The 23,112-nt window shown below is 60.7% G+C and carries 24 protein-coding genes and 1 other RNA gene; 8 read left to right on the forward strand and 17 right to left on the reverse strand.

All coding sequences use genetic code 11. The features are described from left to right. Positions 1-200: 200 nt before the first annotated feature. The 8 genes from rpsO to rimP all read right to left on the reverse strand — a co-directional run bounded on the left by rpsO (position 201) and on the right by rimP (position 8,820). A complete protein-coding gene (gene rpsO, locus ACK9YZ_RS21375; protein ID WP_113428004.1) occupies positions 201-470 on the reverse strand; it encodes a 30S ribosomal protein S15 in 270 nt (89 codons plus the stop codon). Positions 471-622: 152 nt separating this feature from the next. Further along, positions 623-1,474, reverse strand: coding sequence for an alpha/beta fold hydrolase (locus ACK9YZ_RS21380; protein ID WP_416065088.1), 852 nt, complete (start codon positions 1,472-1,474; stop codon positions 623-625). Between the two features lie 96 nt (positions 1,475-1,570). Continuing rightward, positions 1,571-2,503 carry a tRNA pseudouridine(55) synthase TruB gene (gene truB / locus ACK9YZ_RS21385; RefSeq protein ID WP_216756485.1) on the reverse strand — a complete coding sequence of 311 codons (933 nt, stop codon included), beginning with the start codon at positions 2,501-2,503 and terminating at the stop codon, positions 1,571-1,573. Positions 2,504-2,515: 12 nt separating this feature from the next. Continuing rightward, positions 2,516-2,917 carry a 30S ribosome-binding factor RbfA gene (gene rbfA / locus ACK9YZ_RS21390; RefSeq protein ID WP_216756486.1) on the reverse strand — a complete coding sequence of 134 codons (402 nt, stop codon included), beginning with the start codon at positions 2,915-2,917 and terminating at the stop codon, positions 2,516-2,518. 75 nt (positions 2,918-2,992) lie between these two features. Next, positions 2,993-5,758 (reverse strand): translation initiation factor IF-2, encoded by a 2,766-nt coding sequence (gene infB / locus ACK9YZ_RS21395; RefSeq protein WP_416065089.1) that lies wholly within the window; start codon positions 5,756-5,758, stop codon positions 2,993-2,995. A gap of 102 nt (positions 5,759-5,860) precedes the next feature. After that, a complete protein-coding gene (locus ACK9YZ_RS21400) occupies positions 5,861-6,547 on the reverse strand; it encodes an RNA-binding protein (protein ID WP_216756488.1) in 687 nt (228 codons plus the stop codon). After that, positions 6,547-8,154 (reverse strand): transcription termination factor NusA, encoded by a 1,608-nt coding sequence (gene nusA, locus ACK9YZ_RS21405; RefSeq protein ID WP_216756489.1) that lies wholly within the window; start codon positions 8,152-8,154, stop codon positions 6,547-6,549. Before nusA ends, ACK9YZ_RS21400 begins: the two co-directional genes overlap by 1 nt. Positions 8,155-8,214: 60 nt before the next feature. After that, entirely contained in the window at positions 8,215-8,820 is a 606-nt protein-coding gene (rimP, locus tag ACK9YZ_RS21410; protein ID WP_216756490.1) for a ribosome maturation factor RimP, read from the reverse strand. Positions 8,821-9,064: 244 nt separating this feature from the next. Here rimP and ACK9YZ_RS21415 point away from each other — a divergent pair, with 244 nt between their 5' ends. Continuing rightward, a complete protein-coding gene (locus tag ACK9YZ_RS21415) occupies positions 9,065-10,696 on the forward strand; it encodes an MFS transporter (RefSeq protein WP_416065090.1) in 1,632 nt (543 codons plus the stop codon). A gap of 129 nt (positions 10,697-10,825) precedes the next feature. On the opposite strand, the gene ACK9YZ_RS21420 is transcribed toward ACK9YZ_RS21415, so the two are convergent. Together ACK9YZ_RS21420 and recR are read right to left on the reverse strand one after the other, a co-directional pair. Then, positions 10,826-12,079 (reverse strand): lytic murein transglycosylase, encoded by a 1,254-nt coding sequence (locus tag ACK9YZ_RS21420; RefSeq protein ID WP_416065091.1) that lies wholly within the window; start codon positions 12,077-12,079, stop codon positions 10,826-10,828. An 8-nt stretch (positions 12,080-12,087) separates the two neighbouring features. Further along, entirely contained in the window at positions 12,088-12,693 is a 606-nt protein-coding gene (recR, locus tag ACK9YZ_RS21425; RefSeq protein ID WP_112564905.1) for a recombination mediator RecR, read from the reverse strand. A 57-nt stretch (positions 12,694-12,750) separates the two neighbouring features. Between recR and ACK9YZ_RS21430 the strand changes: the two genes are divergently transcribed. After that, positions 12,751-13,368 (forward strand): MOSC domain-containing protein, encoded by a 618-nt coding sequence (locus ACK9YZ_RS21430; protein WP_416065092.1) that lies wholly within the window; start codon positions 12,751-12,753, stop codon positions 13,366-13,368. Position 13,369: 1 nt separating this feature from the next. On the opposite strand, the gene ACK9YZ_RS21435 is transcribed toward ACK9YZ_RS21430, so the two are convergent. The 4 genes from ACK9YZ_RS21435 to ffs all read right to left on the reverse strand — a co-directional run bounded on the left by ACK9YZ_RS21435 (position 13,370) and on the right by ffs (position 16,387). After that, positions 13,370-13,981, reverse strand: a complete 612-nt coding sequence (locus tag ACK9YZ_RS21435; RefSeq protein ID WP_216758957.1) for a LysE family translocator — start codon at positions 13,979-13,981, stop codon at positions 13,370-13,372. A 53-nt stretch (positions 13,982-14,034) separates the two neighbouring features. Continuing rightward, complete coding sequence (locus ACK9YZ_RS21440; RefSeq protein ID WP_007813855.1) at positions 14,035-14,358, reverse strand: YbaB/EbfC family nucleoid-associated protein; 324 nt, start codon at positions 14,356-14,358, stop codon at positions 14,035-14,037. A gap of 19 nt (positions 14,359-14,377) precedes the next feature. Further along, the gene (locus ACK9YZ_RS21445) at positions 14,378-16,246 is read right to left on the reverse strand and encodes a DNA polymerase III subunit gamma/tau (protein ID WP_416065093.1); all 1,869 of its coding nucleotides are present in this window, start codon (positions 16,244-16,246) and stop codon (positions 14,378-14,380) included. 44 nt (positions 16,247-16,290) lie between these two features. Continuing rightward, positions 16,291-16,387: signal recognition particle sRNA small type (gene ffs / locus ACK9YZ_RS21450), an RNA gene on the reverse strand. Positions 16,388-16,476: 89 nt separating this feature from the next. Between ffs and ACK9YZ_RS21455 the strand changes: the two genes are divergently transcribed. The 5 genes from ACK9YZ_RS21455 to ACK9YZ_RS21475 all read left to right on the forward strand — a co-directional run bounded on the left by ACK9YZ_RS21455 (position 16,477) and on the right by ACK9YZ_RS21475 (position 19,400). After that, positions 16,477-16,887, forward strand: a complete 411-nt coding sequence (locus tag ACK9YZ_RS21455) for an HIT domain-containing protein (protein ID WP_416065094.1) — start codon at positions 16,477-16,479, stop codon at positions 16,885-16,887. Beyond that, on the forward strand, positions 16,884-17,843 hold the full coding sequence (nudC, locus tag ACK9YZ_RS21460; RefSeq protein ID WP_216756497.1) for an NAD(+) diphosphatase: 960 nt from the start codon (positions 16,884-16,886) through the stop codon (positions 17,841-17,843). The genes ACK9YZ_RS21455 and nudC overlap by 4 nt, the downstream gene beginning before the upstream one ends. A gap of 61 nt (positions 17,844-17,904) precedes the next feature. Continuing rightward, on the forward strand, positions 17,905-18,600 hold the full coding sequence (locus ACK9YZ_RS21465; protein WP_216758958.1) for a helix-turn-helix transcriptional regulator: 696 nt from the start codon (positions 17,905-17,907) through the stop codon (positions 18,598-18,600). A 71-nt stretch (positions 18,601-18,671) separates the two neighbouring features. Further along, complete coding sequence (locus ACK9YZ_RS21470) at positions 18,672-18,893, forward strand: hypothetical protein (RefSeq protein ID WP_416065095.1); 222 nt, start codon at positions 18,672-18,674, stop codon at positions 18,891-18,893. Between the two features lie 138 nt (positions 18,894-19,031). Then, on the forward strand, positions 19,032-19,400 hold the full coding sequence (locus ACK9YZ_RS21475) for a VOC family protein (protein WP_216756499.1): 369 nt from the start codon (positions 19,032-19,034) through the stop codon (positions 19,398-19,400). Positions 19,401-19,474: 74 nt separating this feature from the next. Here the strand turns inward: ACK9YZ_RS21475 and ACK9YZ_RS21480 are convergent, their stop codons facing one another. Both ACK9YZ_RS21480 and ACK9YZ_RS21485 read right to left on the reverse strand, forming a co-directional pair. Continuing rightward, on the reverse strand, positions 19,475-20,329 hold the full coding sequence (locus ACK9YZ_RS21480) for a prephenate dehydratase (protein ID WP_183727476.1): 855 nt from the start codon (positions 20,327-20,329) through the stop codon (positions 19,475-19,477). 12 nt (positions 20,330-20,341) lie between these two features. Continuing rightward, positions 20,342-21,097, reverse strand: coding sequence for a 3-deoxy-manno-octulosonate cytidylyltransferase (locus ACK9YZ_RS21485; protein WP_416065096.1), 756 nt, complete (start codon positions 21,095-21,097; stop codon positions 20,342-20,344). Positions 21,098-21,251: 154 nt separating this feature from the next. On the opposite strand from ACK9YZ_RS21485, the gene ACK9YZ_RS21490 reads away from it, so the two are divergent. After that, positions 21,252-21,824, forward strand: a complete 573-nt coding sequence (locus tag ACK9YZ_RS21490; RefSeq protein ID WP_416065097.1) for a c-type cytochrome — start codon at positions 21,252-21,254, stop codon at positions 21,822-21,824. 56 nt (positions 21,825-21,880) lie between these two features. On the opposite strand, the gene ACK9YZ_RS21495 is transcribed toward ACK9YZ_RS21490, so the two are convergent. Next, a complete protein-coding gene (locus tag ACK9YZ_RS21495; protein WP_216756504.1) occupies positions 21,881-22,828 on the reverse strand; it encodes an AEC family transporter in 948 nt (315 codons plus the stop codon). Positions 22,829-23,112 lie beyond the last annotated feature (284 nt).

The raw sequence follows: 23,112 nt of genomic DNA on the forward strand, positions 1-23,112 counted from the left end.
CAAAGCTCTTGCGAAACTCTGGCCGAAAGCATCCGGCAATCCTGCCCCATGACAGGTCAACGGTTGGTCTGGCAGAACCGGCCCATCCGGGTCTGCCGTATTTCCATCACGCAGATAGCGCGCGCCTGGAAAATGTCAGCGGGAGACACACTCCCGAAAAAACATCCGGCGGGCAAAGAGCTTCGCCCGCCGGATAATCATTAGCGGCGGATACCCAAGCCGGTAATCAGCTTGGTGTAGCGGCCTTCGTCCTTCTTCTTGAGGTAGTCAAGAAGCGAGCGGCGGCTGGAAACGAGCGTCAGCAGACCACGGCGGGAATGGTTATCCTTCTTGTGGTCCTTGAAGTGTTCGGTCAGGTTGTTGATGCGCTCGGTGAGGATCGCAACCTGTACTTCCGGAGAACCGGTATCGCCTTCGGCGGTCGCATATTCCTTGATCAGCGCAGCCTTGCGCTCAGCAGTGATCGACATCGGACAATCCTTTCTATGAGAGGAGTTTAAGTCGCCAAAAGCCGGGATGTCGTCCAGCCTTGGCCGCGAATGCAATTGGGGATAGCCCCAATGCTGGCGCTGCCTATAAACCAAATAAGCAGCGATGGAAAGAGGGGTCTCCTGTAGCGGCTTCAGCGGCCCGCCATGGCATCCCGGATCATGGTGCCATATCCCTCGGGATCCTGCAGCATGGCGAAATGGCTGGCGTCCTTCAGGATGACGAGCTTTGCGCCGGGAATTTCCTTCGCCATGAACTCCGTGTGGTCGAGCTTTACGGCCTCGTCATGATCGCCGATCGCGAGCGTGACCGGTACTGTGATCTTTCCAAGATCGGCTGTCGTCCAGGCGGGCTGTGTCGCCCACATCTGCGAGATCTGGGTGACGAAGGCGTCGTATTCGTTCGGCGTCGGCGACAGCTTCCTGTAATATTCGCCGGCGACATTGATGTAGTCGTTGAAGGTCTTGTTGCTCATGACGTCGGACTTCACGCCGTCGGTGGTCACGTTTGCCGCCTGGGCGATGACGCGCGTGAGTTTCTCCGGATATTTCATTGCCATGTCGATGCCGATGATGCCGCCGTCCGACCAGCCGACCAGCGTCACCTTGCCGATTTTCAGATAGTCGAGAAGTGCTGCATAATCCGATGTCATCAGGTCATAGCCGAACGGCTGCTTGCTGCGCGTGGAGCGCCCGTGCCCGCGGCTGTCGGCAACGATGACGAGGTGATCTCTAGCGAAATCGGCGACCTGATGGCCCCAGACATCGGCATTTCCAAGCCCTCCATGAATGAAGAGGATTGGGTCGCCCTCGCCGTATTCGGCGTAATACATCTTGATGTCGTTGACATCGGCCATGCCGCTCGCTTTCGGCGCCGGCATGGGAGGAAAGGCCGGAAGTTCGGCCCAGCGCTCGGCAGATTGAACGCCGGCAGCCGTCAGAAGCAGTGAAAAGAACGTCAGTATTCCGATTGCAATTCTGCGCATATTCTTCCCCTTCAACGGGCCGTTACGGCCCGCGGAAAAACATATTGCATTGCTGTCTTCTGACAATTGCCATTGTTCCTGCAACAGCCGGACGGCCTAGGCAAAAACGCGCTTCGGCCGGAATTCGCCCTGTCCGATCTCGCCGATCGCGATTAGCCTGCCGCGTGCCGTCGCATAGGCTTCGCTTTCGGCAACCGGTGCATCGCGGCCCCGCACCAGGATCGGATTGCCCATCTTCAGCCGGTGCGCTTGGTCATCGCTGATAACAAGGTGTGGCAAGGCCGATAGCGCTTCGCAGGTATCGATCAGCAGGGCGTCGAGCGCGGCAAGACGCTCATCGATGTCTTCGATCTCTTCAAGCGCGGTGAGTTTTGCAAGCGGCACCATCGTCTCCTCGGCGAAAGGTGCTACGAAGGTACGGCGCAGGCCGGAAATATGACCGTAGCAGCCGAGTTCGCGGCCAAAATCGCGGGCAAGCGCCCGCACATAGGTACCCTTGCCGCATTCCACCTCGAAATGCGCCGTATTGGCATCCGGGCAGGCGAGAAGCGTCAGACGATGGACCTCGACTTCGCGCGAAGGGATCTCGACCGCCTCGCCGTCGCGCGCCAGATCGTAGGCGCGCTCGCCCGCGATCTTAATGGCGGAAAACTGCGGCGGAACCTGGCTGATCGTGCCGATATAGGCAGGCAGGATGTCGCGGATCTGCTGCTCGCTCGGGCGCTTGTCGGAGCTCTGCGTAACCTCGCCCTCGAGGTCGTCGGTCGCCCGCTCCTCGCCCCAACTGACAGTGAATTCATAGATCTTGCGGCCGTCCATCACATAGGGAACGGTCTTTGTGGCATCGCCGAGCGCGATCGGCAGCATGCCCGAAGCAAGCGGGTCGAGCGTACCGGCATGGCCGCATTTCTGCGCCTTGAAGAGCCACTTGATCTTGGAAACGGCTTCCGTCGAGCCGAAATCCATCGGCTTGTCGAGGATCAGCCAGCCGGAAATCGGGCGGCCCTTGGGTTTGCGTGGTTTGGACATCGGTGTCTTCTGTTATTCGTCGTCATTGTCGAGATCGCGGCTCACCTCGGGCGAGCGCAGCAGGTCATCGATCTTCTTGTAGTTATCGAAGCTGGTATCGTCGCGGAAGCGCACTTCCGGCATGTATTTCATCTGCCGCAGCTGCGGGCCGAGCCGGCCGCGGATGAACTTCGCGTTGCGGTTCAGCGCATCGATGACGATCGTGTGGTCGGAAACGCCGAGCGGCGTCACAAAGGCCGTTGCGATCTTCAGGTCGGGCGACATGCGCACTTCGGAGATCGAAATTACGGTCGCTTCGATGATGTCGTCGCGGACTTCGCCACGCTGCAGCACCTGAGTGATCGCTGCGCGAACCTGCTCGCCGACGCGCAGCATGCGCTGCGATGGTGCCGAGGTTGTGGGTCTTGTTGCCATTGTTCTTTATCCCAAAAGGATCGGGCGCCGGACTGGATCATCCGGCGCCCGCCCAAGATTTCAATCGTGGCCCGATCAGAGCGTGCGTGTGATGTGCTCGACGCGGAAGCACTCGATGACGTCGCCGACACGCATATCTTCGTAGTTCTCGAAGGCCATGCCGCACTCCTGACCCATCGGCACTTCGGCGACTTCGTCCTTAAAGCGCTTGAGTGTCTTGAGCTTGCCTTCGTGCACGACGACGTTGTCGCGGATGAGGCGAACGCCCGCGCCACGCTCGACCTTGCCTTCGACGACGCGGCAACCCGCGACCTTGCCGACCTTGGTAATGTTGAACACCTCCAGGATCTCGGCATTGCCGATGAAGGTCTCGCGGCGCTCCGGCGAAAGAAGACCCGACATCGCTGCCTTCACGTCATCCACGAGGTCGTAGATGATGTTGTAGTAGCGGATCTCGATCCCCTCGCGCTCGGCGAACTGGCGTGCCTGCGTATTTGCACGAACGTTGAAGCCGATGATGGCAGCGCTCGATGCTTCTGCAAGCGAGATGTCGGACTCGGTGATGCCACCGGCGCCCGAATGAACGATGCGAGCACGAACTTCGTCGGTGCCGAGCTTTTCCAGCGCGCCGGCAATGGCTTCGATTGAGCCCTGCACGTCGCCCTTGATCACCAGCGGGAATTCCTTGACGCCCGTGGCCTGTAGCTGCGTCATCATCTGTTCCAGCGAACCGCGCTGTCCCGACAGGCGGGCAGCCGCCTTGTCGCGGGCAAGACGCTGACGATATTCCGAGATTTCGCGGGCGCGGCTTTCGTTCTCGACGACCGCAAACTTGTCGCCTGCCTGCGGCGTGCCGGAAAGACCGAGAACTTCGACCGGGGTCGCCGGACCGGCTTCCTTCACATGGTCGCCCTTGTCCGTCACGAGGGCGCGCACGCGGCCCCAGACGTCGCCGGCAACGATGATCTGGCCCGGACGCAGCGTGCCCTTCTGGACAAGCACCGTCGCAACCGCACCGCGACCGCGGTCGAGCTGGGCTTCGATAACCGTGCCTTCCGCTGTCCGGTTCGGATTGGCCTTGAGGTCGAGAATTTCGGCCTGCAGCAGGATCGCCTCGAGCAGCTTGTCGAGGTTCTTGCCGGTCTTGGCCGAAACTTCGACGTCGAGCACTTCACCGCCCATGGACTCCACGAAGACTTCGTGCTGCAGAAGCTGGTTGCGAACCTTCTGCGGATCGGCCTCGTGCTTGTCGACCTTGTTGATCGCCACGATGATCGGAACACCGGCCGCCTTGGCGTGGTTGATCGATTCGATCGTTTGCGGCATCACACTGTCGTCAGCCGCGACCACCAGGATCGCGATGTCGGTAGCCTGCGCACCGCGGGCACGCATCGCCGTAAAGGCGGCGTGGCCGGGAGTGTCGATGAAGGTGATCTTCTGGCCGTTCTGCTCCACCTGATAGGCGCCGATATGCTGCGTGATGCCACCGGCTTCGCCGGAGACCACGTTGGCATGGCGGATGGCGTCGAGCAGCGAGGTCTTGCCGTGGTCGACGTGGCCCATGATGGTGACGACAGGTGGGCGCGAAACCAGTTCGTCCTGTTCGTCGGACACGTTGAAGATGCCGAGTTCGACGTCGGATTCGGATACACGCCTGACCGTATGACCGAATTCGCCGGCGATGAGTTCAGCGAGGTCGGCGTCGATGACGTCGCCCGGCTTCATCATCTGGCCTTCCTTCATCAGGTACTTGATGACGTCAACGGCACGTTCCGACATGCGTTGCGACAGTTCCTGGATGGTGATGGTTTCGGGCAGAACAACTTCGCGGGAGATCTTCTCGCGCGTTTCCTGCATCTGGCTGCGGCGGAATTTTTCCTGCCGGCGGCGCATGGCCGAAAGCGAACGCCCGCGTGCGTTGCCGTCGTCGTCGACGTCTGCAGTCGTCACGGTCAGCTTGCCGCGGCGGCGGTCTTCCTCACTCTTCGGGCGGGTTGTCACGGGCTTTGCGGGCTCCGGACGAACCGGGCGGCCGCGGACCGGACCGCCGCGCGAAGCACCGCGTTCCTCGTCTTCGCCGTCAGTCCGGCGACCACGAACGCCTGCCGGTGCACCTGGCGCAGGCCGGGCGGTTGAGGGCGACGGAGCGGTTTCCGGACGGCGAGCGGCCGGTGCGGATGCAGGTTGCTGCGGACGCGGAGTTTCAACTCGTGCTTCCGCCGCAGGAGCGGCAGGTACCGGTGCTTCGGCCACGGCCGTTGCTGCAGCCTCGGCCTGGCGTGCAGCCTCTTCGGCAGCGCGCAGCTTGGCCTCTTCCGCTTCGGCAGCCTGACGTGCTGCCTCTTCGACGGCGCGGCGCTCTTCTTCCTCGGCGCGACGGATGGCGTCCTGTGCGTCACGGACCTGCGCTTCGGCAAGCGCGCGGCGGCGGGCGTCCATTTCCTCAGGCGAAAGATGGTTCAGCACCACGGGGCGCGGACGATCCTGCTGGCGCGGCGGCTGGTAGGATTGCTGCGGACGCTGGTTGGTCTGCTGCGGGCGCTGGTTGTTCTGGCCGCCGGGTTGTTGAATACGCGGGGCCGGAGCCGGCTGCTGCGGGCGAGCCTGCAAGGGCGCCGGCGCCGGTTCGGGCGCGCGCACCGGAGCTGCGGGAGCAGGCGTCATCGGCTTTTCGTCTTCAGGGCGCATCGGGCGCCGTTTGCGGGTCTCGACGACGACCGCCTTGGTGCGACCGCGACCCATATCCTGGCGAACGGTACCCTGGCTCATCCCTGATGGTTTCAAGGTGAGGGTCTTCTTCCCCGTTACGCTGAGTGTCTTGTCGTCGTTGCTATCGGTCATTCGTTCCCGTTCCTTCGGACAGGGAACGATGAAGCCATCAGACCCTGTCAATCACATACAATCGGTCAATGATATTGGGGCCGGCTTCCGCCGGTGACCGCATCATTGTTTTTGCTGGCCAGCGCCGCCCGGTGCCCGGGACTGACCGCCGTTACGGTACTGTTCGAGCATCTTTGCGCGCTTCACTACACCTTCACCTGCCTGCCCTGCAAGCACTGCGGCATGGATAAAAGCATTATGGCCCATCACCCCTTCCATTTCGCTCTCCGAGAAGAGACGGAAAGAAGGTATTTCTTCCTCGGTTTCCATTCCGAGGTGCCAGGCCTTGCGGGCCTGGTCGATTTTTCTCACGCCATCGGCGGCCGCATCCGTCGAATGGAACACCGCAAGCGCAGCCCCGCTGCGGATCGCGGCATCCACCTTGGCCGAGCCGGTGACGAGCTGGCCCGCCTTGCGCGCCATGTTCATCATCTGCAGGAGCTGCTGTAGAAACAGCCACTCCACGCGTTCGCCGAGGTCATCGGCTGCCTTCACATCGGCCTTGAGCGCGCGGGCAAAGAGCTTCTTCGCCACCGCTCTCTCGACCAGCGACCGGTCGATCTTCACCCAGCAGCCGCGTCCCGGCAGCTCGCGCTTCAGGTCGGGCACCACCGTCCCGTCAGGGGCGGCCACGAAGCGGATCAGCTCATCCGGCGATCCGCTTTCGCGTGTTGCGATGCACATGCGGCCGTTCACGTCGTAACCTTCGAGATCATCGTCCTCAGGAGATGTGTCCGGCATCACCGTCATTATGCGTCCTGCTCGGCAGCGGCATCGGCTTCAACAGCCTCCGCGTCCTTCGCAAGGTCTTCCTCGGTGATCCAGCCGGCGAGCAGGCGGGCCTGCACGACCATCTGTTCGGCTTCGACACGCGAAATGTCGAACTTCGAGAACAGACCCTCGAACTTCTTCGTCTCGCCATTCTTGCGTTCGGTCCAGCCCACGAGATCGTCGGCTGCACAGCCTGCGAAGTCCTCGATCGTCTTGATGCCGTCCTCGCCGAGCGCGACCATCATCTGGGCGGTCATGCCGTCGATCTGGCGCAGCTCGTCGGAAACGCCGAGAGCCTTGCGCTTCTCGTCCATTTCCGCCTCGAGCTTCTCGAGAAATTCGCGGGCGCGGGTCTGGATTTCCTGCGCCGTGTCTTCATCGAAGCCGTCGATCGAGGAGATTTCGTCGAGATCGACGTAAGCCAGTTCCTCGACGGCGGCGAAACCTTCCGAAGCCAAGACCTGGCCGACCATCTCGTCGACGTCGAGCGCGTCCATGAAAAGATTAGTGCGCTCGTTGAATTCCTTCTGACGGCGCTCGGACTCTTCGGCTTCCGTCATGATGTCAATGTCCCAGCCCGTCAGCTGCGAAGCGAGGCGGACGTTCTGGCCGCGACGGCCGATGGCGAGCGAGAGCTGCTCGTCCGGAACAACCACTTCGATGCGTTCCGCATCTTCATCGAGAACGACCTTGGCGACTTCAGCCGGCTGCAGGGCGTTGACGACAAAGGTCGCCGGGTCCTGCGACCAGGGAATGATGTCGATCTTCTCGCCCTGAAGTTCTCCAACGACGGCCTGGACGCGCGAACCGCGCATACCGACGCAGGCGCCGACCGGATCGATCGACGAGTCGTTCGAGATTACGGCGATCTTGGCGCGGGAACCCGGGTCGCGGGCAACCGACTTCACCTGGATGATGCCGTCGTAAATTTCCGGTACTTCCATGGTGAAGAGCTTCACCATGAACTGCGGATGCGTACGCGACAGGAAAATCTGCGGACCGCGCTGCTCGCGACGGACATCATATACATATGCACGAACACGATCGCCATAGCGAACGTTCTCGCGCGGGATCATTTCGTCACGGCGGATGATGCCTTCGCCGCGGCCGAGGTCGACGATGACGTTGCCGTATTCGACGCGCTTGACCGTGCCGTTGACGATTTCGCCGACGCGATCCTTGAATTCGTCGAACTGGCGGTCACGCTCGGCTTCGCGCACCTTCTGCACGATCACCTGCTTGGCCGACTGTGCGGCGATACGGCCGAAATCCATCGGCGGCAGCGGATCAGCGATGAAGTCGCCGATAGCGGCGTCCGGGTTGCGATCGCGGGCCAGTTCCAGCGGGATCTGCGTGGAATAGTCTTCGGCCTTCTCGACGACTTCGAGCAGGCGCTGCAGACGGATTTCACCGGTCTTCGGGTTGATGTCGGCGCGGATATTGGATTCGGTACCGTAACGGGAACGCGCCGCCTTCTGGATGGCATCGGCCATCGCGGCAAGCACGATCTCGCGGTCGATGACCTTTTCGCGCGCCACTGCATCTGCGATCTGCAGAAGTTCGAGCCGGTTTGCACTGACTGCCATTGTTCTGTTTCTCCGTCCTTGACTACCCGGGTTCCCGTCCCTGGAGCTTACGTTGATCGGTTATTCTTCGTCGTCCGCTTCGTTCTGGTTCGCAGCCTGTGCTTTAGCCAGCTTGTCGGCGCGCAGTGCATCGCGGATCAGATCGTCGGTCAGAATGAGTTTGGCATCGCTGAGCGCCGTGAAGGGGATGGTGACCTTCTGCTCTTCGCCGTACGCAACCTGATCGCGTTCGATCACGAACCCATCGGCGTCCGCTTCGACGATCTTGCCGCGGAAGCGTTTGCGATTGCCGATCATGATCGACGTTTCGCACTTCACGAGATGGCCTTGCCAGCGGACGAAATCAGACTTCCGCACCAGAGGGCGGTCGATGCCCGGCGAAGACACTTCGAGATGATACTCTTTATCGATCGGATCTTCCACATCGAGCACAGGAGAAATCGCCATGGAGACCTGCTCGCAGTCCTCGACGGTCATCGTGCCATCGTTCTTCTCGGCCATGACCTGCATCGTCATGCCATTCTGATTGAGCATGCGGACGCGAATGAGGCGGAAACCGATGTCGACGAGCACGGGTTCGATAATGTCGGCAAGACGCTGGTCAAGCCCAGTCTCGGTGATCAGCCGTGGCTCATGTTGATTGTCTGCGTTTGTCAGATCCGACAAGCGGTGCGCTCCCTGCGATTTCTGGCATTCGGGGTGATCGCGCTAATAAAAAAGAGCGGGTCCTTGCGGCCCACTCTTCATCGTACGATCAAGAATTTGAGTGCCATATAGTCCTGTTTTTTAGAAATTGCAAGGTCGGAGGCGATTCCACCTCTTCCGCTCCCGCAAGTGCGAGCTAACCTATGGCGAGCATTTGTCTTCCGCTTATATTGCTATCGAAGCATGACGATAAAAGCGGGGGAACGTGGCCTATACATCATCGACATTTGCGCCATTGCGGCATGAGACCTACCGCACCATCTGGTTTGCGAGCCTCGCCTCGAATTTCGGCGGCCTGATCCAGGCCGTCGGTGCCGCCTGGATGATGACGGCCATCACTTCGTCCGAGGACATGGTTGCGCTGGTCCAGACCTCGACGGCGCTGCCGATCATGTTATTCTCGCTGATCTCGGGTGCTCTCGCCGACAATTATGATCGGCGCCGGATCATGCTGACGGCGCAATCCGCGATGCTCGTGGTCTCGATCCTGTTGACGGCCTGCGCTATCCTCGGCTGGGTTACACCCGGATTGCTTCTCTTCTTCACGTTTCTCATCGGCTGCGGTACGGCGCTCAACAATCCCTCCTGGCAGGCCTCGGTTGGCGACATGGTGCCGCGTGCCGATTTGCCGGACGCGGTCACGCTGAACAGTATGGGTTTCAATATAACCCGCAGCGTCGGTCCGGCAATCGGCGGCGCCATCGTTGCGGCGGCCGGTGCAGCCGCGGCCTTTGCAGTGAACGCTTTGAGCTACGTTGCGCTCCTCTATGTGCTGTTCCGCTGGCGGCCAAGCACGCCTGCTTCGACACTGCCGCGCGAAACACTCGGCAGCGCCATTTTTGCGGGCATGCGCTATGTCTCCATGTCGCCCAACCTCGAAAAGATCCTCCTGAGAGGGCTGCTATTCGGTATCGGCGCGAGTTCCATCCAGGCACTGCTGCCGGTCGTCGCGCTCGAACTCGTCTCCGGCGGGCCGCTGACCTATGGTTTCATGCTCGGCGCCTTCGGCATTGGCGCGATCGGCGGTGCCATCCTGAGCACCAGGCTGCGCGAGATGTTCTCCAGCGAGACGATCATCCGCTTGGCCTTTTCAGGCTTTGCATTCAGCGCTGTGATCGCAGCTCTCAGCCCAAGTGCCGTGCTCACCTCGGTCGGGCTGATTGTGGCCGGTGCCTGCTGGGTTTCGGCACTTTCGCTCTTCAACATCATCGTCCAGCTTTCGACGCCGCGCTGGGTGGTCGGCCGCGCTTTGTCGCTTTACCAGACCGTCACCTTCGGCGGCATTGCCGGCGGAAGCTGGCTCTGGGGTGTTGCCGCCGATCGGTATGGTCTTTCGAACGCCCTGCTGATGTCGGCTGCGGTCCTGCTGTTTGGAGTCCTGATCGGCCTGCGCTTTTCCATGCCGGCTTTCGCCTCGCTCAATCTCGATCCGTTGAACCGCTTCATCGAGCCGGCTCTCGGCCTCGATATCACGCCCCGCAGCGGCCCGATCGTCATTCAAGTATATTACCAGATTGCCGATGACGACTTGGCCGAATTCATGACGCTGATGGAAGAGCGCCGCCGCATCCGTATCCGCGACGGCGCCCGCAACTGGGCGCTGATGCGCGATCTTGAAAATCCTGGTCTCTGGACGGAGACCTATCACACGCCGACCTGGGTCGAATATATCAGGCACAATCAGCGCCGCACACAGGCCGATGCCGAAAATACTGACCGGCTTCGCGCTTTGCACCGCGGCGACGGGCTGCCGCATGTTCATCGCATGATCGAGCGACAGGCCATACCGCCGGTCGATGACGTCTTTCACAAGGCGCCGATCGATCTGCACCATTGAGGTTGAGCATGCACGCCTTCCGAAGTGCACGCGCGTAGAGTCTCCGTTTCTATGAGAAGCTCGGCTTCGTGGCCAGCACGGGGACTGGAGCGTAACCTGTAAAGCGCTGCCAGAACGTCATTCTGCTGCCTATTTCAGCTTGCCTTTCATCGATGCCTCGGGAAAGCAGGTCGGCTCCATGCCGTTCTTTTCCTGCCACTGGCCGATAGAGCGACGCGTCTTATAGCCCGGCAACCCGTCCGATCCGCCGACATCGTATCCCTGCCGCTCAAGCGCCTTCTGCATCGTGGCGACATCCGAGCGCAGCATCTTGCCGACATCGCCCCATTTTCCCTGGAAGGCGCCGGAGCCGAGGGCGATGCGGTCGGCAAGGTTGCCTATATAGAGGGCATAGAGGTCGGAGTTGTTATATTCCTTGATGATGTAAAAGTTTGGCGTGACGATGAATTCCGGCCCGTCGCGCCCGGCTGGCACCAGCATCATGCCCTGTGCCTTCAACTCTGCGGATGGAAAGCCCTTGCCGGAAATACGTTTGATGCCGAGTGACGCCCAGTGGGAGAGCGGCTTGGCAAGATCAGGCCCTTCCTGTGCGCAGGAGACGGCTTGCGGGATCGTCACCTCGACCCCCCAGTCGCGGTCACGCTGCCAGCCCTTTTTCGCGAGGAAATTGGCAATCGAAGCGAGCGTATCGGGAACCGAGGTCCAGATGTTGCGATGTCCGTCACCATCGAAATCGACGGCATATTTCAGATAGCTCGTCGGCATGAATTGCGGCTGGCCAAGCGCGCCCGCCGACGATCCCTTGAAGTCTGCAGGGGTCACGTCGCCGCCGTCGAGAATATGCAGCGCGGCGATCAGCTCCATGCGGAACATGTCCTTGCGCGTCGACATGAAGGCCTTAGTCGCTAAAATCTCGACGGCGGAATTTGGGATCTTCGCCACGCCGAAGCCCGTCTCGCGTCCCCATATCGCCAGCACGATCGACCCCGGCACGCCATAGGTCTTTTCAATGCGGCGGAGCGTCGAGGCATATTGCGAAGCAAAACCGCGCCCGGTCATCGCGAGCCGCTTCAACCGATCCTCGTTGAAATAGGGGGCAGGGGAGGAAAATTCGGCCTGGGTCTGCTTCTGCTCCTTTGGCGGCGGAAAGCCGGGAGGGGCGAGATCGGTCAAAGTCCAGTTCAGTTCGACGCCGGCAAAAGCGGCGCGGAAGGTTTTTTCTGATATGCCGTTCTTCTTCGCGTCCGGCCAGAGATCGGTTTGAATCCATTTTTCGAACTGCACTTCGACATCAGCTTTCGAAGGTGCTGCGGAAACTGAGGTGGAAAGCGCCAACAAGGCGGCGCCTGTCAGAAGAAGCCGGCCGAAGAAACCCGTCGTCATATATCCCCCTAGATTGCCGTGCGCGCTCGAAGTGCCGCCGACAGCGTACCCTCGTCGAGATAGTCGAGCTCACCCCCCACGGGCACGCCATGCGCCAGCCGTGTGATCTTCACGTTGAGATCGGCAAGCTGGTCGGTGATGTAGTGCGCCGTCGTCTGTCCCTCGACAGTCGCATTCACAGCGATAATGATTTCCTTGACGCCCCCCTCGCCGACGCGATTGATCAACCCACGGATATTAAGGTCGTCGGGCCCCACGCCATCGAGCGGCGAGAGCGTGCCACCGAGTACGTGATAGGCGGCGTTCAGTGCGCCGGCGCGCTCCAGCGCCCAGAGGTCGGAGACATCCTCGACGACGATGATGACGGATTGGTCGCGCTGCGCATCGGTGCAGACGGTGCAGGGATCGACGGTATCGACATTGCCGCAGCGCGAGCAGATCTTGACCTTGTCATAGGCCTCACCCATCGCATGCGACAGAGGACCGAGAAGCTGGTCTTTCTTCTTGATCAGATGCAGTGCCGCCCGCCGCGCCGAACGCGGCCCGAGGCCCGGCACTTTCGCCAGAAGCTGGATCAGTTTTTCAATTTCGGGGCCGGTGACTCGCTTTGCCATGCGCCGTTCTTAACTGATATGGAACGAAAACGGAATCGCCGAAGGATCGCTGCGCCCATGAAAATCCTTGCCGTCTGTCGCGGCGCAGCCGGGAGGCTGCCTGGAAAAACCTACAAAACCGGTATTTTCAAGCATGCCGTCAGCGGCGGTGTCATGGTCGATGCCGAAGGTCTCCTCGGCGATGCCATCTGCAATAGGAAACATCACGGCGGCATCGATCAGGCCGTCTATTTGGAGGGTTTGATCAGCCTCGACTGGTGGGCGAAGGAATTCGGACATCCCGTCGAGCCCGGCACCTTCGGTGAAAACCTTGTCATTGAGGGGTTGGACAACCGAGATGTCGCCGTTGGCGACCGGTTTATCGCCGGCGAACTGATCCTTGAAGTGACGTCCTGCCGCATTCCCTGCGCCACCTTCGCAGCAAGGATGAACGATCCGAAATTCGTCAAGCGCTATACCAAGGCGGCGCGTCCCGGCATCTATTGCCGCGTGATATCAAATGGGATCGTGGAAGCCGGAATGCCGGTGGAGTATGAGCCATTTCCGGGCGACCCAGTCACGATGCCGGAAATGATGGAAACCTTCGGACGCCGGCTTTCAACCGCAGACCGCGAGCGCTATCTGGCAGCGCCCGTTCATTACAAGCTGCGAGCTGAGCTGGAAGCACAGCAATAGTTCAGCGCACAGCGATCGTGACGGCGGCCCCCGCCATCGTTCCGGCACTCACTCGGTTGGCGATCCGCACCGCACGCCGGCTCTTCAGGAAGCCACGCGCCTTTGCGGCAAGGAACATCCAGCTGAAATCGACGACGGCCAGAACGACGAACAGCGTGACGACGAGTTCGGCCCAGCCTGCGAGCGAGACCGAGGGGATATCGATGATCGACGGCAGAAGTGCCACGTAGAACATCATGATCTTCGGATTGCCGAGCGCAATCGCTAGGCCGGTGAAAAACATCCGGCCACGCGAACGTTCCTGCGGCAACTCTTCTTCCTCGACCTCGGCCTTGGCAACCCACATACGCCAGGCGAGATAGAGGAGATAAAGCACGCCCAGCCATTTGATGACGACGAAGACGTGGTAGAAGCTTTCGGCGATCGCCGACAGGCCGGCAATGGCGCAGGTCAGCCAGATCGCATCCCCGGCCCACATGCCAAACAGGAAAGGCAGCACGTCACGCGCGCCTTTCGAGATGACGCGGGCGACCAGCGCCGCAACGCTCGGCCCCGGTGTCCCCGCGGCAATGAATAGAGCGCCGGCAAAAACCAGCAACGTCGTCAACGTCATCATCTCCCGTCTCCTCTTCCGGGGTCAGTCGGGTACCGGACCCGTCGACGAAATCAGAACGGCAGCTTGAAACCGGGCGGAATCGGCAGGCCGGCGGTCAGCGCCTTGGTCTTTTCGGCGGCGATGGCTTCCGCCTTGTCCTTGGCATCCTTGTGAGCGGCAACGATCAGGTCTTCGAGGATTTCGACGTCGTCTTCCTTGAAGAGCGAAGGATCGATCTTCAGGCTCTTCAGTTCGCCCTTGCCGGAGATGATGACGGTGACGAGCCCGCCGCCTGCCTTGCCTTCGGCCGTCAGCTCGGCGATTTCCGCCTGCATCTGCTCCATCTTGGCCTGCATTTCCTTGACTTTGCCCATCATGCCCATGATGTCGCGCATCGTCTTCTCCTTCTTGAAATCAGAATTCTATATCGTCGCCGGGCAGGATATCGCCCTCTTCGGATTCGGCGGTGGCAGGCGGCTTGACCTCCTCCGCTTCCTCTTCCGGTGTCGGCGCCCGCACGCGCACGTCGATGATCTTGGCGCCCGGAAACTGGGCGAGGATTGCAGCGACATCAGGATCCTGACGGGCATCGCTGACGCGCTGTTCCTGCGCCTTGGCTTCTGCCTCCACCATCGTCGGTCCGCCTTCCTCGCGGCTGGTGCTGACGATCCAGTGGATTCCGGTCCATTCCTTGAGCTTGACCGCAAGCTCGTTGAGCAATGTGCCTGGTGCGCCTTCGGTGAGGTTTACGTCCAGTCGACCGGGCTCGATGCGGACCGGGCGCACGAAGTTGCGCACCAATGCCTTCAGCTTGACGTCACGTTTTTCGGCAGCGAGGTCGACGATATCGCTGATCGAATTGACCGGTACGAGCGGCTTCGGCGCTTCCGCGGGCTTCGTCTCGACCCGGCCGATGTTCTGCGGCTCCGGATTGGGCACGGCACGCAACATGGCGGTCGGTCCCGATGGTTGCGGCCGCGGAGCAGGTTCCGGAGCCCGCGCCTGCACGTTTGTCTGATAGGGAACGCGCGTGCCGCCGCCATTGCCCGAAGGCACGGGCGAGAGCGGTCGTGACGCACCGCCTTCATTGGAAAATTCCGCTAGCCGCCGCGCCGCGTCTTCCGGTGCTGGCAGATGCGCCGCATGCGCCAGCCGGATCAACACCATCTCGGCGGCGCCTGCCGTGCGAGAAGAGTTTTCGGTTTCCGGAATGCCCTTCAGCAGCATCTGCCAGATGCGCGAGAGCGTGGTGACGGCAACTCCTTGCGCGAATTCCGCTGCCTTGGTGCGTTCGACTTCGCTGAGCGAGGGGTCGTTTGCCGCATCAGGCACATATTTCAGCCGCGTCACCAGATGCGTGAAATCGGCGAGATCCGTCAGCACCACGACCGGGTTGGCCCCGGCCTCGTACTGGCTCTGGAACTCATTGAGCGCGCTTGCGACATCGCCGCGTACGATATGCTGGAAGAGATCGACGATGCGGGCACGGTCGGCGAGGCCCAGCATGCCGCGCACGGCTTCTGCCTGCACCACGCCGCCGCCATGGGCGATCGCCTGGTCCATCAGCGACAGGCCGTCGCGGGCCGAACCTTCCGCAGCGCGCGCGATCATCGCCAGCGCATCCGGCTCCGCCTCTATGCCTTCCTTGGCAGCGATCGTCGAAAACAGGCCGACGAGATCGGACGCGCTGATACGGCGCAGGTCGAAGCGCTGGCAGCGCGAGAGAACGGTGATCGGAACCTTGCGGATTTCCGTCGTCGCGAAAATGAACTTCACATGCTCCGGCGGCTCTTCGAGCGTCTTCAAGAGCCCGTTGAAGGCTGCCGTCGAAAGCATGTGCACTTCGTCGATGATATAGACTTTGAAGCGCGCCGAAACTGGCCGGTAGCGCACCTGCTCGATGATCTCTCTGATGTCGTCGATGCCGGTATGCGAGGCGGCGTCCATCTCGATCACGTCGACATGGCGGCCTTCCATGATCGCCTGGCAATGTTCGCCGGGCACACGAAGATCGATCGTCGGCTTGTCGATATCGGCCGTCTTGTAGTTCAGCGCCCGCGCGAGGATGCGCGCTGTCGTCGTCTTGCCCACACCGCGAACGCCGGTCAGCATATAGGCCTGCGCAATGCGGCCCGTCTCGAAGGCGTTGGTGAGCGTGCGGACCATCGGCTCCTGGCCGACCATCAGGTCCGTGAAATCCTTGGGGCGGTATTTGCGTGCCAGCACCCGGTATCCGGTGCCCGTCGAGGCGGCATCTTGTGATTGTCGCTCGGTGTCGCTCATCGCCCTGCTTGTGCCCGGAAATGTCGGGCTTCTTGGAAGAGAAGGTGGGAGGCTGGCACGATGACCCGTGCCGGGCTCGTTAGGGCTGCTTCCTTCCGGACCTGACCCGGTTGGCGAGTGGCTCGTCCACCACCAACCTCCCGGATGCACATATCGGCAAAAACGTCATCAAAAGCAAGCCAAGCTCCAAAAAAACTGCTAGTCCATTGGAAAACATGAGGAGAATGCCCTTGAGCGATTTCGTGCTCGACCCCAGGCTCGAAAACGACAGCACCAGCATCATGGTGATCGGCCTGTGCGATGTCAGGCTGTCGAAGGATGCTCGCTGGCCCTGGCTGATCCTGGTACCGCGTCGGGCAGAGATCACGGAGATCTTCGAGCTGACCCCGCTCGATCAGGTGCTGCTCACTTTTGAGATCGAGCTCGTCTCTGCTGCGCTCAAGAAGGTCGCCGGTGCGACAAAAATCAATGTCGGGGCACTTGGCAATATCGTCCGCCAGCTTCATGTTCATATCATTGCGCGTTCCGAAGGTGATGCGAACTGGCCGGGGCCTGTCTGGGGTTTTGGCAAGGTCGAGCCTTACGAGGACGGAACAAGAAACGAATTCATAGCAAAGCTGCGGGAAGCCCTTTCACCATGAGTCATTCGCTTTTCGATTCGGATGTGCCGCATCCGGAACCCAGCAATCTCACCGCCTTTGCCGCCAACGACCTGAACCGAGACAGCGAACATCGCGACGAGGGCTCGGTCGAGAAGGCGCTCGCCCGCGAAGGCACGCATATTTTCGCCTTCGCCAAGGACAAGCTGGTTTTGAAGCATGACGGCCAGGTGCTCGATCCGCTCTTCGCCCGTTATGAGCTGCAGGAGTTGAAGCCGAACTGGGACGAGACCGTGCTGCTCGGCTATCGCAAGACCGGTGAGCCGCGCCTTGCCGTGCCGGTGGATGTCGATGTCGAGGACATGGCGAGTCAGTACAAGCCGGTCGACGGCCGCTCGCTCTTCCGCGACGAACTGGTCGATGAGATATTGCTTGGCGAGTTCGCACAGGCTGCGAGCCTTATCCGCTGGAACAGCGACAACCGTTTCTGTGGCCGCTGCGGTTCGGGGATGGAAATCCACATCGGCGGCTACAAGCGCGTCTGTACCGCTTGCGAGCACGTGATCTTCCCGCGCACCGACCCCGTGGTCATCATGCTGACGATCGATGAGGAGCGCGATCTCTGCCTGCTCGGCCGCAGCCCGCATTTCGCGCCGGGCATGTATTCCTGTCTGGCGGGTTTCCTGGAGCCCGGCGAGACCATCGAAAATGCCGTTCGTCGCGAAACCCTGGAGGAGTCCGGTATCAAGACCGGCCGCATCCGCTATCATGCCTCACAGCCCTGGCCGATGCCGCACTCGCTGATGATCGGCTGCTATGCCGAGGCGAAGTCGCGCGAGATCCACCGCGACGAAGCCGAACTCGAGGATTGCCGCTGGTTCACCCGCGATGAAACCATCGAAATGCTGGAACGCCCAGGCGTCAACGGCAAGGCGCCGCCGCCGAAGGGTGCGATCGCCCATCGCCTGATGCGCGACTGGGTGGAGTGGAAACGCTGAGCAGGCGCAGGAAAGGTGCGGATGATCGTCACCCAGCCCAGCCGGTCTGCATGAGGGCATAATCATGGTCGCCCGCTCCGAACGGCTGCTGAACCTCCTTCAGACGCTCCGGCGCTACCGGCGGCCGGTTACCGGCACTGTGCTCGCCGAGGAAACCGGTGTCAGCCTGCGCACCCTCTACCGCGATATTGCCAGCCTTCAGGCGCAAGGCGCCATGATCGAGGGCGAGGCCGGCATAGGCTATGTGCTGAAACCCGGTTTCATGCTGCCGCCGATGATGTTTTCCGAGGAAGAGCTGGAAGCACTGGTGCTTGGCTCCCGTTGGGTAGCTCGCGCCGCCGAACCGCGTCTCGCTAGTGCCGGTGCCGACGCTCTGGCAAAGATCGCCGCCGTGCTGCCGCCCGACCTACGCGATATGGTCGATTCCGCCACACTTTTTGTCGGCCGCAAACGACAGGATGAGGACAAGGCAGATGTCTCGGCCATCCGCAAGGCGATCCGTCTGGAGCGTATCCTAGAACTGCATTATGGAGACGAACAGGGACGTATCTCCCGCCGCCGTATCTGGCCCTTCGCGCTCGGCTATTTCGAGCATGTGCGCATCATCATGGCCTGGTGCGAACTGCGTCAGGATTTCCGTCATTTCCGCACCGATCGCATCATCGATATGACGATCCACGACACGCGTTATCCGCGCCGCCGCACTGTGCTTCTGAAGGAATGGCGGGACACGCAGGATACTCCGATCGAGCACTAACGCTACTGCCATAAACTGTCAGCAGGAAGCGCTATTATCAGTACCAGTCCAGCAGGAAAGGAGTACTGATCATGGGAATGTCTCAAGTTGTTCAATATGCCGGCCGTCGTACTTCCGCCGAAGCCGGAAAGACCCTTCGCTCTCGTCTGGTGCGCCTGTTTGCGGATCGGTTCGCAGCGCCGTCGTTGCGCCGTCCGCGGCTTGATCTCGAAACCATGCCGTCATGGCGCAAGCGCGATCTCGGACTAATGGACGGTCAGGACTGGCGTGTTGGCGATGATCTCTTCCGCTGAGACCGTACGCCGGCACTATCGATATTCTTCCCGGTAACGAAGCGGCGCTCCAGCAGCGCCGTCATAGGAGAGCTGCTGCCACAAATTGACAGCAGCAGCTTTCGGCCGGGCATCTTTCAACCCCAATGGAGAGCCGAAATGGCCAGCCCCAATCTCATTATCCTCTATGTCAAGGATCCCGTCGAAAGCGCCGCCTTCTACCGCAATATCCTGAGCCGTGAGCCGGCCGTGGAAACGCCGAATTTCGTCGCCTTCCCGCTCGATGGCGGCTTCACCCTCGGCCTCTGGCGCCGTAGCAAGGTCGAGCCTCAACCGTCTGCCATCGGCAATCGTGGCGAGGTTGCCTTCATGGTTGATGGCGAAAACGCCGTCGCCAGGCATTACGAAGACTGGCGCAATCGCGGCTTGCCCGTCGCCCAGGAATTGACCGAACTCGACTTCGGTCCGACCTTCGTCGTGCTGGATCCGGATGGGCACCGGTTGCGTGTTTGTGAGCCGGATAAATAAATAGTGGATCATGCTTGAAAAACCTCTCCGGCCTCTGCGCCGGAGAGGTTTTGTTGCGTTGCTGGCCGCAGCGCCTAAAGAAGTCCCCGCATCGGATGGCCCTTGTAGACACCGAGGATGCGGACCTTCTCGGAGAAGAAGCGCAGTTCTTCCAAGGCCCGGCGTACATTCGCGTCGTTCGGATGGCCCTCGATGTCGGCATAAAACTGCGTCGCTACAAATTTGCCGCCGAGCTGGTAGCTTTCGAGCTTCGTCATGTTGATGTTGTTTGTCGCAAAACCGCCGAGCGCCTTGTAGAGGGCGGCCGGAATGTTGCGGACGTTGAAGACGAAGGTGGTGACGATCTTCTCGTCGCTGGCCGAGCGTTCTGCCCATTCCTCATCGCGCGACAGCACGACGAAGCGCGTCACGTTGTTTTCCGTGTCCTCGACATTCTCGGCGATGATATCGAGACCGTAGAGATCGGCGGCAAGGCGTGGCGCAAGCGCCGCCATGGAGCGGTCGCCGGTTTCCTTGACGAGCTTGGCAGCCCCTGCCGTATCGCCGGCGATCACGGGCTTCCAGCCATTGGCGCGAACGATTTTGCGGCATTGGCCAAGTGCGTGGATATGGCTGTGCACGGTGCGGATCTCGTCCTTCGTCACACCCGGCAGTACCATCAACTGGAAGCGGATCGGCATGAAATATTCGCCGATGATGTGCAGGCGTGATTCCGGCAGCAGGTGGTGGATGTCGGCAACGCGGCCCGCGATTGTGTTTTCGATCGGGATCATGCCGATATCGGCATCACCATTGTCGACCGCCGTGAAGGCATCCTCGAAGGTCTGGCAGGGCAGCGGCTCCATGGTCGGAAACATGTCGCGGCTCGCCATGTCGGAATTGGCGCCGAAGTCGCCCTGGAAGGCGATCCTGTTGGTTTTGATGTTCATGAAGAAAATCCGTCAGTTGGCCTTCGCGGACAGAATGCGCCGCGCCTTTTCGAGGTCGGCTGGAGTATCGACACCGAGCGGAACGGTGTCAACGATCTCGACATCGATGCGCATGCCGGCTTCGAGTGCCCGCAACTGCTCCAGTGATTCGCGCTTTTCGAGCGGCGATGGACCAAGCGAGACGAAACGCTCGAGTGCGCTACGTCGGTAGGCGTAGAGCCCGATATGGTGATAGAGAGGCCCTACGCCGTAAGGCGCGGTCGTGCGGGTGAAGTAGAGCGCACGCAGACGGCTGTCGGACAGCGGTGAACCGACGATTTTCACAATCTGCGGCGCAGTCTTGTCTTCTTCGTTATCGATTTCGGTCGTCAGCGTTCCAATATCGACAGCCTCGTTCTCAAGAGGACGCAAAGCTGCACGCACCGTTTCCGGCTCGATCGTCGGCAGGTCACCTTGGACGTTCACGACGATTTTGACTTTCCCGTCTGGATCGACCTTGTTCAGCGCCTCAAAAATGCGGTCAGAGCCAGACTGATGGTCTTGGCGTGTCATGACCACTTCAAAGCCCGCCGCGGCAACGGTATCGAAAACCTGCTGGTCGTCGACGGCAACAACCACCCGGCCGATCGCCGCTTCCTGTGCCCGTTTCGCCACCTGTACGATCATTGGCAAACCGCAAATATCGGCCAGCGGCTTGCCCGGAAGGCGGGTGGAGGCCATGCGCGCTGGGATCAGCACCAGCACGTCATCTAATTTTGAATCAGTCATTGTTCAGGCCTTCTAATCCGGGCTGGAAAGTGGCAAAAAGTCTCACGCACAAGACCATTTAGACAGTTGCAACGAATAGCCAAAAGACATAGGTTCCGCGCAATTTCAAGATGGTCCGGTTTCTGGTCTGCCGGCTGCAAGGGGAGCATTGCAGATGAATTCATACGTCAATACGGCCGTGGGGGCACTGCTGGGAACGATCTTCGTTCTGATGTCGGTCTCCATCGCGTCCGAGGGGATCTTCCATTCCGAAGCGCCGGAGAAGGAAGGTTTTGCCATCGTTGCCGAGGAAGCACCCGCCGCCGGCGGCGAAGGCGCACCTGCCGCTGCTGCCGTTCCGATCGCAAAGCTTCTTGCCAGCGCCGATGCCAAGGCCGGCGAAACCGTATTCAAGAAGTGTCAGGCCTGTCATGACGGCACCAAAGGCGGACCGAACAAAGTCGGTCCGAACCTCTTTGGTGTCGTAGATCGCCCCATCGCCTCGCATGAAGGCTTTGCATATTCTTCTGCCATGAAGGATTTCTCCAAGGGTGGCAGCGAACATTGGACCTTCGAGAACCTCAACAAATTCCTGCTGGCGCCGAAGAAGGACGTTCCAGGCACTGCCATGGGCTTTGCTGGTCTGCCCAAGGATCAGGATCGCGCCAACGTCATCCTCTATCTGCACACGCTGGCAGATTCACCGGCTCCGCTGCCGGATCCGAATGCTCCGACTGCAACGCAGTAAGAACGACGAGTTTTTTTCGAGAAGAAGCCCGGTCAAAAGCCGGGCTTTTTGCTGCCTCAGGCGCCGAGAACATAGGCCCAGAAGGAAACGGTGATGGCGCCGAGCGCTGTGGTCACCGTGATCGTCGACGCGGCAAGGCTGTGGCCGACGCCAAAGCGGTTGGCGATCAGCCAGGCATTCACCCCTGTCGGCACCGACGAGGTCAGCACCAGTGCCGCCGCCCATTCGTTGCTGAGGCCGAAAAGATGGCTTGCTGCCCACACACAGCCGGGCAGCAGCAGCAGCTTGAAGGCTGAGGTTGCGCTGGCGATCCCAACATTGCCGGAGACTCCGTATTTCCGCAGCGCCATACCGAGCGAAATCAGCGCCGCCGGACCGGCCGTGCCGGCGATCTGCCCCACGACGGAGCTGATCGTTGCCGGCATGGTCAGGCCTGACACGTGAAAGACGGCACCTGCTGCAATGCCGATAACGAGCGGATTGTGCAGCAGATTCAAGCCGATTTGTTTCAATACCAGAGTAATGCTTCGGTCGCTCTTGCCGGAAATCTTGCGTTCGGCATGTTCCATCATGATGGTGCCGGCCACCATCATGATCGGCAGATGCACGGCAAGCAGGATGGAAAGGGCGACAAGCCCTTCGCTGCCCACGGTGCGCTCGACCAGCGGCAGGCCGATGAAGATATTGTTGGCGAAGGCCGAGGATACGCCGGCGAGCACGCCGATTCGCTCGTCGCGCCCGAAGAAACGCGTGGCGACGATGTGCCCGGCCGTCCATGTCACCGCGACGCCGGAGAAATAGACGATCCAGAGCCGGAAAGGCGATGCGCCATGGAAATCGGCTTCGGCGATGGTGCGGAAAAGCAGTAGGGGCACGGCGATCTTGAAGACGAACTCGCTCAAGCCATCGCCGACATTTGTGGTCAGCACCCCGACGCGGACGATCAGCCAGCCGATGAGAATGAGAAGGAAGATCGGAAGAACGTCGAAGATGATGGCTGACATAAACTGCTGCTCGGCGAGGATTGCAGAGGTCTAGCAGCAAATTGCCAGCCATGACAAATGCCATGGGCGCAATATCTTTCGCGCTGCAACAAAAAAACGGGCCGAGCCCGCTTTTCCGCATCCGGACCTTGCCGGATAGCCGGTAGCGATGCTGCCAGTTCATCCGTGGTCAGCGTCGTCCCGGTATGACTGAAGGGATCATCCCTCCCATATCGGCCATACGAGATACCTGCATGCCGGTTTTGCCAACACTGTTTTTAGGCGGGCAAGGTGACAGCGGCATG

This window comes from Rhizobium sp. ZK1, assembly GCF_047782645.1.
In the GTDB taxonomy this organism is placed as follows: Bacteria; Pseudomonadota; Alphaproteobacteria; order Rhizobiales; family Rhizobiaceae; genus Rhizobium.

Excerpts from the sequence above, each read along its gene's own strand:
- rbfA (WP_216756486.1), bottom strand. The coding sequence starts at position 2,917 with ATGGCAACAAGACCCACAACCTCGGCACCATCGCAGCGCATGCTGCGC.
- ACK9YZ_RS21430 (WP_416065092.1), top strand. The coding sequence starts at position 12,751 with ATGAAAATCCTTGCCGTCTGTCGCGGCGCAGCCGGGAGGCTGCCTGGA.
- ACK9YZ_RS21475 (WP_216756499.1), top strand. The coding sequence starts at position 19,032 with ATGGCCAGCCCCAATCTCATTATCCTCTATGTCAAGGATCCCGTCGAA.
- ACK9YZ_RS21400 (WP_216756488.1), bottom strand. The coding sequence starts at position 6,547 with ATGACGGTGATGCCGGACACATCTCCTGAGGACGATGATCTCGAAGGT.
- ACK9YZ_RS21435 (WP_216758957.1), bottom strand. The coding sequence starts at position 13,981 with ATGACGTTGACGACGTTGCTGGTTTTTGCCGGCGCTCTATTCATTGCC.
- rpsO (WP_113428004.1), bottom strand. The coding sequence starts at position 470 with ATGTCGATCACTGCTGAGCGCAAGGCTGCGCTGATCAAGGAATATGCG.
- recR (WP_112564905.1), bottom strand. The coding sequence starts at position 12,693 with ATGGCAAAGCGAGTCACCGGCCCCGAAATTGAAAAACTGATCCAGCTT.
- ACK9YZ_RS21485 (WP_416065096.1), bottom strand. The coding sequence starts at position 21,097 with ATGACTGATTCAAAATTAGATGACGTGCTGGTGCTGATCCCAGCGCGC.
- truB (WP_216756485.1), bottom strand. The coding sequence starts at position 2,503 with ATGTCCAAACCACGCAAACCCAAGGGCCGCCCGATTTCCGGCTGGCTG.
- ACK9YZ_RS21440 (WP_007813855.1), bottom strand. The coding sequence starts at position 14,358 with ATGCGCGACATCATGGGCATGATGGGCAAAGTCAAGGAAATGCAGGCC.
- nusA (WP_216756489.1), bottom strand. The coding sequence starts at position 8,154 with ATGGCAGTCAGTGCAAACCGGCTCGAACTTCTGCAGATCGCAGATGCA.
- ACK9YZ_RS21470 (WP_416065095.1), top strand. The coding sequence starts at position 18,672 with ATGGGAATGTCTCAAGTTGTTCAATATGCCGGCCGTCGTACTTCCGCC.
- ACK9YZ_RS21420 (WP_416065091.1), bottom strand. The coding sequence starts at position 12,079 with ATGACGACGGGTTTCTTCGGCCGGCTTCTTCTGACAGGCGCCGCCTTG.
- ACK9YZ_RS21445 (WP_416065093.1), bottom strand. The coding sequence starts at position 16,246 with ATGAGCGACACCGAGCGACAATCACAAGATGCCGCCTCGACGGGCACC.
- ACK9YZ_RS21495 (WP_216756504.1), bottom strand. The coding sequence starts at position 22,828 with ATGTCAGCCATCATCTTCGACGTTCTTCCGATCTTCCTTCTCATTCTC.
- infB (WP_416065089.1), bottom strand. The coding sequence starts at position 5,758 with ATGACCGATAGCAACGACGACAAGACACTCAGCGTAACGGGGAAGAAG.
- ACK9YZ_RS21490 (WP_416065097.1), top strand. The coding sequence starts at position 21,252 with ATGAATTCATACGTCAATACGGCCGTGGGGGCACTGCTGGGAACGATC.
- nudC (WP_216756497.1), top strand. The coding sequence starts at position 16,884 with ATGAGTCATTCGCTTTTCGATTCGGATGTGCCGCATCCGGAACCCAGC.
- ACK9YZ_RS21480 (WP_183727476.1), bottom strand. The coding sequence starts at position 20,329 with ATGAACATCAAAACCAACAGGATCGCCTTCCAGGGCGACTTCGGCGCC.
- ACK9YZ_RS21380 (WP_416065088.1), bottom strand. The coding sequence starts at position 1,474 with ATGCGCAGAATTGCAATCGGAATACTGACGTTCTTTTCACTGCTTCTG.